The following is a 12,534-nucleotide window of genomic DNA, read 5'->3' on the forward strand; positions in this document are numbered from 1 at the left end:
CCAACGGCGGTGCCGGGCTCTTCCCTGTGCGTGGGCGACATTTACACTCGACGAGCCCGGCAAAGCTCGAACAGCTCTACAGCAAGGAGGCACGGGTGCCGCTGCTGACCCGTATCACGGGACCGCGCGATCTGGACCGGCTCAGTCTGGAGCAGCTGGACCAGCTGGCCGAGGAGATCCGGACCTTCCTCGTCGACGCGGTCTCCAAGACCGGCGGCCACCTCGGCCCCAACCTCGGCGTCGTCGAGCTCACCATCGCTCTGCACCGTGTCTTCGACTCCCCGAAGGACAAGGTGCTGTGGGACACGGGCCACCAGTCCTACGTCCACAAACTGCTCACGGGCCGTCAGGACTTCTCCAGACTGAAGATGAAGGGCGGCCTGTCCGGCTACCCCTCGCAGGCCGAGTCCGAGCACGACGTCATCGAGAACTCGCACGCCTCCACGGTCCTCGGCTGGGCCGACGGCCTCGCGAAGGCGAACCAGGTCCTGAAGAAGGACGATCACGTCGTCGCGGTCATCGGCGACGGCGCCCTCACCGGCGGCATGGCCTGGGAGGCGCTCAACAACATCGCCGACGCCAAGGACCGCCCCCTGGTCATCGTCGTCAACGACAACGAGCGCTCATACGCCCCCACCATCGGCGGCCTCGCCAACCACCTCGCCACTCTGCGCACCACGGACGGTTACGAGCGCTTCCTGGCCCGGGGGAAGGACCTGCTGGAGCGCACGCCCGTCGTCGGCAGGCCCCTCTACGAGACCCTGCACGGCGCCAAGAAGGGCCTCAAGGACTTCATCGCCCCGCAGGGCATGTTCGAGGATCTCGGTCTGAAGTACGTCGGCCCCATCGACGGCCACGACATCGAGGCCATGGAGTCCGCGCTGGCCCGCGCCAAGCGCTTCGGCGGCCCGGTCATCGTGCACTGCCTCACCGAGAAGGGCCGCGGCTACCAGCCCGCCCTCCAGGACGAGGCCGACCGCTTCCACGCCGTCGGCAAGATCCACCCCGACACCGGCCTGCCGATCGCCTCCTCCGGCGCCGACTGGACCTCCGTCTTCGGCGAGGAAATGGTCAAGCTCGGCAAGGAGCGCGAGGACATCGTCGCGATCACGGCCGCCATGCTCCAGCCGGTCGGCCTCGAGAAGTTCGCCAAGACGTACCCCGACCGCGTCTACGACGTCGGCATCGCCGAACAGCACGGCGCCGTCTCCGCCGCGGGCCTGGCGACCGGTGGCCTGCACCCCGTCTTCGCCGTGTACGCGACGTTCCTCAACCGCGCCTTCGACCAGGTCCTGATGGACGTGGCCCTGCACAAGTGCGGTGTCACCTTCGTCCTCGACCGCGCCGGCATCACCGGCACCGACGGCGCCTCCCACAACGGCATGTGGGACATGTCGATCCTCCAGGTCGTACCCGGCCTCAGGCTCGCCGCGCCCCGCGACGCCGACCAGGTCCGCGCCCAGCTCCGCGAGGCCGTCGACATCGACGACGTGCCGACCGTGGTCCGCTTCTCCAAGGGCGCGGTGGGTCCAGCCGTACCCGCCGTGGGCCGTATCGGCGGCATGGACGTACTGCGCGCGCCCGGCACCGACGCCCCGGACGTCCTTCTCGTCTCCGTCGGCGCGCTCGCGCCCATGTGCCTGGAGATCGCCGGCCTGCTCGACAAGCAGGGCATCTCCACGACCGTCATCGACCCGCGCTGGGTCAAGCCCGTCGACGAGGCCATGGCCCCGCTCGCCGAGCAGCACCGGGTGGTCGTCACCGTCGAGGACAACTCCCGCGTCGGCGGCGTCGGTTCGACGATCGCGCAGGCCCTGCGCGACGCGGGCGTCGACATCCCGCTGCGCGACTTCGGCATCCCGCCGCGTTTCCTCGACCACGCCTCCCGCAAGGAGGTCCTGGCGGAGATCGGACTGACCGCCCCGGACATCGCCCGCCAGGTCACCGGCCTGGTCGCCAAGCTCGACGGGCCCACCGAGCGCACGACCGCCGGCATCGACTCGGCGGAGCCGGCCCGCGACTGACGGCTACATGGCGGCTCCCAATGGGCCGGTCTCACCTATCCGTTGCGGTGGTGAAACCGGCCCATTTGCGTGAAACCCCTGCGCCGGGGCATACGCACCACGCCCCCTCTCGATCATGTCGAGGACGCCACGCGTGGGAGGTAAGCCCGTGAGCAGCACACTCTTCAGGACCAAAAAGGTCGAGCAGTCCATCCTCGATACCGAGGAGCCGGAGCACGCGCTCAAGAAGTCCTTGTCCGCGCTGGATCTGACCGTCTTCGGTGTCGGTGTCATCATCGGCACCGGCATCTTCGTCCTCACCGGCACGGTGGCCAGGAACAACGCCGGCCCCTCCGTCGCCCTGGCCTTCGCCGCGGCCGGCGTCGTCTGCGCGCTCGCCGCGCTCTGTTACGCCGAGTTCGCCTCCACCGTCCCGGTGGCGGGCTCCGCCTACACCTTCTCGTACGCCTCCCTCGGTGAACTGCCCGCCTGGATCATCGGCTGGGACCTGGTCCTGGAGTTCGCGCTGGGCACGGCGGTGGTCGCCGTCGGCTGGTCCGGCTATATACAGTCGCTCATGGACAACGCGGGTTGGGAGATGCCCGCGGCGCTGGGCAGCAGAGAGGGCGCCGACGGCTTCGGCTTCGACATCCTCGCCGCCGCCCTGGTCCTGGTGCTCACCGTCATCCTCGTCCTCGGCATGAAGCTGTCCGCGCGGATCACCTCGCTCGTCGTCGCCATCAAGGTGACGGTCGTCCTCGTCGTGATCATCGCGGGCGCCTTCTTCATCAAGGGCGACAACTACGACCCGTTCATCCCGAAGGCGCAGGACGTGCCGCCGGGGGAGAGCCTCGAAGCCCCGCTGATCCAGCTGATGTTCGGCTGGGCGCCCTCCAACTTCGGCGTGATGGGCATCTTCACCGCCGCCTCGGTCGTCTTCTTCGCCTTCATCGGCTTCGACGTCGTGGCGACGGCCGCCGAGGAGACCAGGAACCCGCAGCGCGACATGCCGCGCGGCATCCTCGGCTCCCTCTTCATCTGTACGGCCCTGTACGTCGCCGTGTCGATCGTCGTGACCGGCATGCAGCACTACAGCGAACTCTCCGTCGACGCCCCGCTCGCCGACGCGTTCAAGGCCACCGGACACCCCTGGTACGCGGGCTTCATCAGCTTCGGCGCCGCGGTCGGCCTGACGACGGTCTGCATGATCCTTCTCCTGGGGCAGACCCGTGTCTTCTTCGCGATGAGCCGCGACGGTCTCCTGCCCCGCTTCTTCTCGCGCGTCCACCCCCGCTTCAAGACCCCGCACCGGCCGACCATCCTGCTCGGCGTGGTCATCGCGATCCTCGCGGGCTTCACCCCGCTGAACGAACTGGCCGCGCTGGTCAACATCGGCACGCTCTTCGCGTTCGTGGTCGTCGCGATCGGCGTGCTCATCCTCCGTAAGACGCGCCCCGACCTGCACCGGGCCTTCCGCACGCCCTGGGTGCCGTTCATCCCGATCCTGTCGGTGTGCGCCTCGCTGTGGCTGATGCTGAACCTGCCCGCCGAGACCTGGGTGCGATTCGGCATCTGGATGGCGGCCGGCTTCTTCGTCTACTTCTTCTACGGCCGTACGCGCAGCCGCCTCGGTAAGGAGAGGGAGACCACGGTCGACGACGTGCTCAAGCCGCCGACGGGCGGCGAGACTCCGTAGACGCGGTCCTGCCGCAGACGTGCCCGGCGGCGAACGACGGGTCAGCGGCGGACGGTTCGCGGGCCGGTGACCTCCGCCCCCAACACGCCCACTCTGCCCCGCAGTTCGCGGTCGGCCGTGACCACCAGACAGCGGCGACCCGCAGCCTCGGCGGCCAGCTCCACGATGCGGTCGTCGCCGCTGCCGGGCGCCGAGTCGACCCGTACGCCCGCAACGGATGACAGCCCGCGGGCGGCTCCCTCGACCACGAGCACCACGTCCAGGGGTCCGGGGAAGCCGGGCACCCCTTCGTCGGCGTACGGCACCAGCATGTCCCGTAGCCGCTCGGCCGCTCCGCGGCGGTCCCGCCACCAACCGTCGGGGACCGAACCGACCACGTTGGCGGCGTCGACGATCATGAGGAGAGGGGCGTTCATGAGGCCAGGGTCGCACGGGGCGGTCCTGGTGGGCCCGACTAGAGTGGGGGAGTGTCGATGGTCCGTACAGTGAACGGTTCCTGGCTCATACGCGGCCGGGACGGTCGGCTCAGCGCTTACGCTCCGCGGGACGAGGCGGTGTGGTGCTGGGCTCAGCGAACCCCGGGCGGTTCGTGGATCGCGCCCCGTACGGTGGGCGGCGATCAGCGTCTGCATCCCGTGCTCGCCGTGGGCCAGGGAACCGACGGTTACGCCCACCTGGTGGCCTGGCGTCCCACCGGCCCGCAGGAGGCGGGACTCGTCCACACCACGCACTTCCGCCCGCATCTCGCCGCGCTCGACTGGAACCGGCTCGGGCACCCCAACAAGGCGGGGGTGCAGACCGGCGTTCCGGCCGTCGCGGTCGACGCGGAGGGCCGCGCCCATGTTTTCGTGCCCAATGCGGGGGGTGGCGTCAGTATGCGCGGCCAGAAGGAGCGCGGCGGCTGGGGCCCGTGGCGCGATCTGAAAGGCCGTGAGGTGGAGGGCGAACTGGCGGCCGTGACAAGGTTGTCAGGCCGCGTCGAGCTGTACGCGACCTCGCCGGCAGGGATCCTGCGCTGGACGCAGGCGGGTCCCGGCCACATACCCGCGCTCGACGACGAGCCGTTGAAGGCGTCGGCCCGCCCCGGCACGCTGCGGGCCCTCGCCACCTCCGAAGAGCACGTGACCCTCTTCTTCACGGACGAGTCGGACACCCTGTGCGCCTGGCGCCCCGGCGCCGAGCCCATCGCGCTCCTGCCCTGCGCAGGCCCCGGACCCGTCTCCGCCATACGCTTCACCCTCGACGGAGTCGACTGCACCCTCCTCGCCCAACGCTCCAGAAGCGGCCGCGTCGCCTTCGCCGCCTACCCGACCGAGCAGGAGTCCGCGGGCGCCTGGTGGACAGAGTCGGGCCCTCAACTCCCCCCGGACGCCCAGGTATCGCTGAGCAAGGACCACCAGGGCGACCTCGTGGCGGCAACGCTCCAGCCGGACAAGGGGGCCGAGGGGGAACTCCTGATGACCCGCAGGAAGGCAGAGCCGGGGCTCGCCCTGGAGGCGTGGCGCAAGGTCGTCCCTGAGTAACACCGATGCCCGGCACACCAGTTGGTGTGCCGGGCATCAGCGCCCCTTTCAGGGGCGCGGGGCTGTTACTTACGGCCCGCAGCTCCCCGACTGCTCCAGCCGAGCGCTAAGCGGGCACGCTGGCCACGCCCGGCTCCAGGAACCGCTTCCCGTTCACGCGCTCGGAGACGCCCTCGCGGTCCAGGTACGGGGTGACGCCGCCCAGGTGGAAGGGCCAGCCGGCGCCCGTGATCAGGCACAGGTCGATGTCCTGGGCCTCGGCGACGACGCCCTCGTCGAGCATCAGGCCGATCTCCTGGGCCACCGCGTCCAGGACGCGGGCGCGGACCTGGTCCTCCGTCAGGACGGTGTCGCCCTGCTTCAGCAGCGCGGCGACCTCCGGGTCCAGCTCCGGCTTCGCAGGATTCTCGGCGGAGTAGACGTAGAAGCCGCGCTTGCCCGCCTCGACGACCGCCTTGAGGTTCGGGGAGACCGTGAAACGGTCCGGGAACGCCTTGTTGAGCGTTTCGGAGACGTGCAGGCCGATCGCCGGGCCGACCAGCTCAAGGAGGACCAGCGGTGACATCGGCAGACCGAGCGGCTCGACGGCCTTCTCGGCCACCTCGACCGGGGTGCCCTCGTCGATGACGTTCTGGATCTCGCCCATGAAGCGGGTGAGGATGCGGTTCACGACGAACGCCGGGGCGTCCTTGACCAGAACCGCCGTCTTCTTCAGCTTCTTGGCGACGGCGAACGCCGTGGCCAGCGAGGCGTCGTCCGTCTGCTCGCCCCGCACGATCTCCAGGAGCGGCAGGACCGCGACCGGATTGAAGAAGTGGAAGCCCACGACCCGCTCGGGGTTCTTGAGCTTCGACGCCATCTCCGACACGGACAGCGAGGAGGTGTTGGTGGCGAGGACCGCGTGCGCCGGAGCGACCGCCTCGACCTCCGCGAACACCTGCTGTTTGACGCCGATCTCCTCGAAGACGGCCTCGATGACGAAGTCCGCGTCCGAGAAGCCCTCGGCCTTGTCGAGGACACCGGTGACCAGGGCCTTCAGGCGGTTGGCCTTGTCCTGGTTGATACGGCCCTTGCCGAGCAGCTTGTCGATCTCGGCGTGGACGTAACCGACACCCTTGTCGATGCGCTCCTGGTCGATGTCGGTCAGCACGACCGGCACCTCAAGGCGGCGCAGGAACAGCAGGGCGAGCTGCGAGGCCATGAGGCCCGCGCCCACGACGCCCACCTTGGTGACCGGACGCGCCAGGTTCTTGTCCGGGGCGCCCGCCGGGCGCTTGCCGCGCTTCTGGACCAGGTTGAACGCGTAGATACCGGCGCGCAGTTCGCCGCCCATGATCAGGTCGGCGAGGGCCACGTCCTCGGCGTCGTAACCCTGCTGGAGGTCGCCGTTCTTGGCCGCGGCGATGATGTCCAGCGCGCGGTACGCGGCCGGAGCCGCACCGTGCACCTTGCCGTCCGCGATGAAGCGACCCTTGGCGACAGCCTGGTCCCAGGCCTCGCCGCGGTCGATGACCGGACGGTCCACGACGATCTCGCCCTTGAGGACGGAGGCCGTCCACAGCAGCGACTGCTCCAGGAAGTCCGCGTCCTCGAAGATCGCATCCGCGATGCCGAGGTCGTAGACCTGCTGGCCCTTGAGCTGCTTGTTCTGGTTGAGCGAGTTCTCGATGATCACCGAGACGGCCTTGTCCGCGCCGATGAGGTTCGGCAGCAGCGTGCAGCCGCCCCAGCCGGGGACCAGGCCCAGGAAGACCTCGGGCAGCGAGAACGCCGGGAGCGCCTTCGACACCGTGCGGTACTTGCAGTGCAGGCCGACCTCGACGCCGCCGCCCATCGCCGCGCCGTTGTAGTACGCGAAGGTCGGGACCGCCAGCGCGGCCAGGCGCTTGAAGACCTCGTGGCCGCCCTTGCCGATGGCCAGCGCGTCCTCGTGCTTCTTGAGCAGCTCGACGCCCTTGAGGTCGGCGCCGACCGCGAAGATGAACGGCTTGCCGGTGATGCCGACACCGGCGATCTCGCCGGCCGCGGCCTCCCGCTCGACCTGGTCGATGGCGGTGTCCAGGTTCGCCAGCGACTGCGGTCCGAAAGTGGTCGGCTTGGTGTGGTCCAGGCCGTTGTCCAGCGTGATGAGCGCGAAACGGCCCGCGCCCGCGGGCAGGTCGAAGTGGCGTACGTGCGCCTGCGTGACGACCTCGTCGGGGAACAGCTCGGCCGCGCCCTTCAAAAGCTCAGCGGTGGTGTTCACTTGTCCCCCTCGAAGTTCGGGTTCTCCCAGATGACCGTCGCGCCCATGCCGAAGCCGACGCACATGGTCGTCAGGCCGTAGCGGACGTGCGGCTGCTCCTCGAACTGCCGGGCCAGCTGCGTCATCAGGCGGACGCCGGAGGAGGCCAGCGGGTGGCCGTACGCGATGGCGCCGCCGTACTGGTTGACGCGCGCGTCGTCGTCCGCGATGCCGTAGTGGTCCAGGAAGGCCAGGACCTGGACGGCGAAGGCCTCGTTGATCTCGAAGAGGTTGATGTCCTCGATCGACAGGCCCGCCTTGGCGAGGGCCTTCTCGGTCGCCGGGATCGGGCCGTAGCCCATCACCTCGGGCTCGACACCCGCGAAGGCGTACGAGACCAGGCGCATCTTGACCGGCAGGTCGTTCTCGCGGGCGAAGTCCTCGGACGCGATGATCGAGGCGGTGGCGCCGTCGTTCAGACCCGCAGCGTTGCCGGCCGTGACCCGGCCGTGCACACGGAACGGCGTCTTCAGACCGGCCAGGTTCTCCAGGGTGGTCCCCGGACGCATCGGCTCGTCGGCGGTGACCAGGCCCCAGCCCGTCTCACCCGCCTCCTCATTGGTCCGGCGCACGGAGATCGGCACCAGGTCGGCCTGGATCTTGCCGTTTGCGTACGCCTTCGCCGCCTTCTCCTGCGAGCGCACGGCGTACTCGTCGGCGCGCTGCTTGGTGATGTGCGGGTAGCGGTCGTGCAGGTTCTCCGCGGTCATGCCCATGAACAGGGCCGACTCGTCGACCAGCTTCTCGCTCACGAACCGCGGGTTCGGGTCCACGCCCTCACCCATCGGGTGGCGGCCCATGTGCTCGACACCACCGGCGATGACGGCGTCGTAGGCGCCGAAGGCGATGGAGCCCGCGGTCGTGGTGACGGCGGTCAGGGCACCGGCGCACATACGGTCGATCGAGTAACCGGGGACGGACTGCGGCAGCCCGGCCAGGATGCCGGCCGTACGGCCGATGGTCAGGCCCTGGTCGCCGATCTGCGTGGTGGCGGCGATGGCGACCTCGTCGACCTTCTTCGGGTCGAGACCGGGGTTGCGGCGCAGCAGCTCCCGGATCGCCTTCACGACGAGGTCGTCGGCACGGGTCTCGTGGTAGATGCCCTTCGGGCCCGCCTTGCCGAACGGTGTACGGACGCCGTCGACAAAGACGACGTCCCTGACGGTACGAGGCACGATGGCTCTCCTCCAGATGCGGGGTAGGCACTGCTGCGCGGCACACACGCCTGAGCGCGCGCTCACTCCCATGCTACTTGCGGGTAACCGTGCTGCCCAGTCCAAGACACGGGAGCGGTGAAGGTCACACGACTACTTTTACGCGTCAGGGTGACCACGCCCGACTAAGGGCGCGGGGCTGTGTCGATTTGCGGCTCCGCCGCTGGGCGCGAGCAGCCACAACGCACCCGCGCTGTTCATGCGCCGGTCAGCTCATCCGGTGTTACGAGTGGAGCGATCTGGCGGTGCCGTGGACCCCCGCGGCGTCAGAACAGAGGTGGGCGCCTCATGCGACCCGGCGCCCGCTTGGGCGCACCGGCGCGCGTCGATGTCCATGATGGTGGCGCGAGATGTGGTCTGCCGTACAGGGCGGCCCGTGCGGAATCGACCGGTCAAGTTGGCTGGTTCTGTTGCTTGATGTACTGCCGGACCATGCTCACAGGCACGCTCGCCTGCAAGGCGGCCCGGTAGGACCAGAACCCGTTTTGGCGCAGTGCGACGAAGCAGGAAGCCAAGGAAGCCCGCCCGATGCCCAGCCGCGTGGCGGCACAGCACCGAGCGAGCAGGCCAGAATCTTCCTCCCTCAGAAGGAAGAGCAAGTCAAATCCACAACGGCTTCACTCGCTCGACTCGGGGTGCGACGAATTGAGCGCCGGCAGCAGGACCGGGGTCACCTGCTCGACCTGCCACGGCCGCGCTCCGTACCCGGCGAGCGCGGCCGCGACGGACTCGGCGTTCACTTCGGCAGGCGGCTCCCAGCACACGCGGCGCACCGTGTCCGGGGTGATCAGGTTCTCCTGAGGCATGGTCAGGGTCTCCGCCAGCGCCGACACCGCCGCCCGCGCGGCGACCAGCCGGGCCGCGGCCACCGGGTCCTTCTCGGCCCAGGCGCGCGGCGGCGGAGGCCCGGTCACCGGCTGCCCTGGCTGCGGCAGTTCATGGTCCGGCAGCGCCTTCGCGCGGTCCACGGCCGACTGCCACTGCTCCAGCTGACGCCGGCCCATGCGGTGCCCGAAGCCGTTCAGTGCGGCGAGAGCCTGCACATTGGTCGGCAGGGCGAGGGCGGCCTCGACGATCGCCGCATCGCCGAGCACCTTGCCCGGCGAGATGTCACGGCGCCGCGCGACCTTGTCCCTGGCCTGCCACAACTCCCTTACGACCGCCATCTGCCGCCGCCGGCGCACCTTGTGCATTCCGGACGTACGCCGCCACGGATCCTTGCGCGGCTCGGGCGCGGGCGCCGAGGCGATCGCGTCGAACTCCTGCCGGGCCCACTCCAGCTTGCCCTGCCGGTCGAGCTCCTTCTCCAGCGCGTCCCTGAGGTCCACGAGCAGCTCCACGTCGAGCGCGGCGTAACGCAGCCACGGCTCGGGCAGCGGACGCGTCGACCAGTCGACCGCGGAGTGCCCCTTCTCGAGTACGAAACCCAGGACGCCCTCGACCATCGCGCCGAGGCCGACGCGCGGGAACCCGGCGAGCCGTCCGGCCAGCTCGGTGTCGAAGAGGCGGCTGGGGATCATGCCTATTTCGCGGAGACACGGCAGATCCTGCGTGGCAGCGTGCAGTACCCACTCCACACCGGCCAGCGCCTCGCCGAGACCCGACAGATCGGGACACGCGACGGGGTCGATGAGCGCGCTGCCCGCACCCTCCCGGCGCAACTGCACGAGATACGCTCGCTGGCCGTACCGGTAACCGGAAGCACGCTCGGCGTCAACGGCCACGGGACCGCTGCCCGCGGCGAACGCGGCGATCACCTCGGCGAGCGACGCCTCATCGGCGATCACAGGCGGAATACCGTCCCGGGGCTCCAGCAACGGAATCGGCACCTCTGCTTCGGAGGATCCGCCGTCGTCCGGAGGGGCGCCTCCGGTGGTTCGCAGTGATGTGTCTGCTGCGGTCTCTTGGGCGTCGGTCACATGTCAAGCGTATCTGCCCGGCCCCGCGCCTGACCCGCACTGTCGGTCGGCGCGGGCTCTGACCGGCCAGAATCGGTCTCCGTGTGGCGCAGTCCCGCGATGAGGAGCTCGACCAGCCGGCGTGCGTCGTAGTCGGGGTCGCTGTCCGCGCCGATGCAGAGGTTGCCGACGCCGCGCATGAGCTCGTAGGCCTCCAGGTCGGAGCGCATCTCGCCGGCTTCGGCCGCTGCTTCGAGCAGCCCGGTGCAGACGGGCACGAGGCGGTCGAGGAAGTAGGCGTGCAGTGCCTCGAAGCCGGCGTTGTCGGACTGCAGCACGGCGGCGAGTCCGTGCTTGGTGACCAGGAAGTCGACGAACTGGTTGATCCACTGGCCCAGTGCGGCGTGCGGAGTCGCGCTGGTCGCGAGCAGGGCCGGACCGGCCTCGGCGCAGGCGTCGACCTGGTGCCGGTAGACGGCGATGATGAGATCTGCCCGCGTCGGGAAGTGGCGGTAGATCGTGCCAAGACCGACGCCGGCTTCGGCTGCGATGTCGCGTACGGGCGCCTCAACGCCCGACGTGACGAAGACGGAGGCGGCCGCGTCGAGCAGGGCCTCCTTGTTGCGCCGGGCGTCCTTCCGCCTGGGCGGGGCCGCCTTGTGCCCCGAGCCCTCGTCGCTGTCGTTCACCGCGCCGCTCCCTCCACTGCCGTGCATGCCGAGCTTGTAAAACGGAACAGTGTTCCGTATCGTTCCCGTCATTCCGGAACGCCGTTCCGTTTACTCATGATGCCAGAGCCATGGAGGAACACGGTCATGCAGTACCGAACCTTGGGCCGCACCGGTGTGCAGGTCAGCTCCCTCGCGCTCGGCGCGATGAACTTCGGCAAGATCGGCCGCACTACCCAGGAGGAGGCCACCGCCCTCGTCGACGCCGCACTCGAAGGCGGGATCAACCTCATCGACACCGCCGACATGTACAGCGACGGCGAGTCCGAGGAGATGGTCGGCAAGGCCATCGCCGGCCGCCGCGACGACATCGTGCTGGCCACGAAGGCGACCATGCCGATGGGCGACGAGCGCAACCACCGGGGCAGCTCGCGCCGCTGGCTGGTCACCGCGCTGGACAACAGCCTGCGCCGCCTCGGCGTCGACCACGTCGATCTCTTCCAGATCCACCGCTGGGACCCGAGCACCACCGACGAGGAGACCCTGTCGGCCCTGACCGACCTGCAGCGCGCGGGAAAGATCCGCTACTTCGGTTCCTCGACCTTCCCCGCCTACCGCATCGTGCAGGCGCAGTGGGCCGCCCGCGAGCATCACCTGAGCCGTTACGTCACCGAACAGCCCAGCTACTCGATCCTCCAGCGCGGCATCGAGACCCATGTACTGCCCGTGACCGAGGAGTACGGGCTCGGTGTGCTGGTGTGGAGCCCGCTGGCCTCGGGCTGGCTGTCGGGCGCGATCCGCGCGGGCCGGGACATCACCACCAGCCGCTCGACGTTCATGCCCGGCCGCTTCGACACCGGCATCCCCGCCAACCGGGCCAGGCTCGACGCGGTCGAGCAGCTGGCGAAGGTCGCCGACGAGGCCGGTCTGACCATGATCCAGCTCGCACTCGGTTTCGCGACCGCGCACCCGGCCGTGACCAGCGCGCTCATCGGCCCCCGCACGCTCGACCACCTGCACGCACAGCTCGCCGCCGCAGACACCGTGCTCTCCGCCGACGTACTCGACGCGATCGACACCATCGTCGCCCCCGGCACCGACCTGGCCCCGGACGAGAAGTACGACACTCCGCCCGCGCTGCTCGACCCGTCACTGCGACGCCGCTGATCGCCCAAGGGGCGATGTCGTCGGGGAGATGCACAACGCCCGTCGACGGAACGTTCCGTCGACGGGCGTCTGGGATGTGTA

The 12,534-nt window shown here is 69.6% G+C and carries 9 protein-coding genes; 4 read left to right on the top strand and 5 right to left on the bottom strand.

All coding sequences use genetic code 11. From position 1 onward, the window contains the following. Positions 1-95: 95 nt before the first annotated feature. Positions 96-2,024, top strand: coding sequence for a 1-deoxy-D-xylulose-5-phosphate synthase (dxs, locus tag ACFYO0_RS30880; protein ID WP_388682594.1), 1,929 nt, complete (start codon positions 96-98; stop codon positions 2,022-2,024). Between the two features lie 148 nt (positions 2,025-2,172). Then, complete coding sequence (locus tag ACFYO0_RS30885; RefSeq protein ID WP_388682597.1) at positions 2,173-3,699, top strand: amino acid permease; 1,527 nt, start codon at positions 2,173-2,175, stop codon at positions 3,697-3,699. Positions 3,700-3,740: 41 nt separating this feature from the next. On the opposite strand, the gene ACFYO0_RS30890 is transcribed toward ACFYO0_RS30885, so the two are convergent. Continuing rightward, a complete protein-coding gene (locus ACFYO0_RS30890) occupies positions 3,741-4,115 on the bottom strand; it encodes an NTP pyrophosphohydrolase (protein WP_388682599.1) in 375 nt (124 codons plus the stop codon). 69 nt (positions 4,116-4,184) lie between these two features. Here ACFYO0_RS30890 and ACFYO0_RS30895 point away from each other — a divergent pair, with 69 nt between their 5' ends. Further along, entirely contained in the window at positions 4,185-5,222 is a 1,038-nt protein-coding gene (locus ACFYO0_RS30895) for a hypothetical protein (protein WP_388682711.1), read from the top strand. Positions 5,223-5,328: 106 nt separating this feature from the next. On the opposite strand, the gene ACFYO0_RS30900 is transcribed toward ACFYO0_RS30895, so the two are convergent. The 4 genes from ACFYO0_RS30900 to ACFYO0_RS30915 all read right to left on the bottom strand — a co-directional run bounded on the left by ACFYO0_RS30900 (position 5,329) and on the right by ACFYO0_RS30915 (position 11,307). Then, positions 5,329-7,467 (bottom strand): 3-hydroxyacyl-CoA dehydrogenase NAD-binding domain-containing protein, encoded by a 2,139-nt coding sequence (locus ACFYO0_RS30900; RefSeq protein WP_388682601.1) that lies wholly within the window; start codon positions 7,465-7,467, stop codon positions 5,329-5,331. Next, complete coding sequence (locus ACFYO0_RS30905) at positions 7,464-8,681, bottom strand: thiolase family protein (protein WP_388682603.1); 1,218 nt, start codon at positions 8,679-8,681, stop codon at positions 7,464-7,466. Before ACFYO0_RS30905 ends, ACFYO0_RS30900 begins: the two co-directional genes overlap by 4 nt. 656 nt (positions 8,682-9,337) lie before the next feature. Further along, positions 9,338-10,639, bottom strand: a complete 1,302-nt coding sequence (locus ACFYO0_RS30910) for an HRDC domain-containing protein (protein ID WP_388682606.1) — start codon at positions 10,637-10,639, stop codon at positions 9,338-9,340. Beyond that, complete coding sequence (locus tag ACFYO0_RS30915) at positions 10,636-11,307, bottom strand: TetR/AcrR family transcriptional regulator (RefSeq protein WP_388682609.1); 672 nt, start codon at positions 11,305-11,307, stop codon at positions 10,636-10,638. Before ACFYO0_RS30915 ends, ACFYO0_RS30910 begins: the two co-directional genes overlap by 4 nt. A 126-nt stretch (positions 11,308-11,433) precedes the next feature. On the opposite strand from ACFYO0_RS30915, the gene ACFYO0_RS30920 reads away from it, so the two are divergent. Then, the gene (locus tag ACFYO0_RS30920; protein ID WP_388682610.1) at positions 11,434-12,453 is read left to right on the top strand and encodes an aldo/keto reductase; all 1,020 of its coding nucleotides are present in this window, start codon (positions 11,434-11,436) and stop codon (positions 12,451-12,453) included. The last annotated feature ends 81 nt before the right edge of the window (positions 12,454-12,534 follow it).

Source organism: Streptomyces sp. NPDC006365 (assembly GCF_042870755.1).
Lineage (GTDB): Bacteria > Actinomycetota > Actinomycetes > Streptomycetales > Streptomycetaceae > Streptomyces > Streptomyces xiangluensis.

Coding starts and splice junctions, on each gene's coding strand:
- ACFYO0_RS30890 (WP_388682599.1), bottom strand. CDS start 4,115: ATGAACGCCCCTCTCCTCATGATCGTCGACGCCGCCAACGTGGTCGGT.
- ACFYO0_RS30920 (WP_388682610.1), top strand. CDS start 11,434: ATGCAGTACCGAACCTTGGGCCGCACCGGTGTGCAGGTCAGCTCCCTC.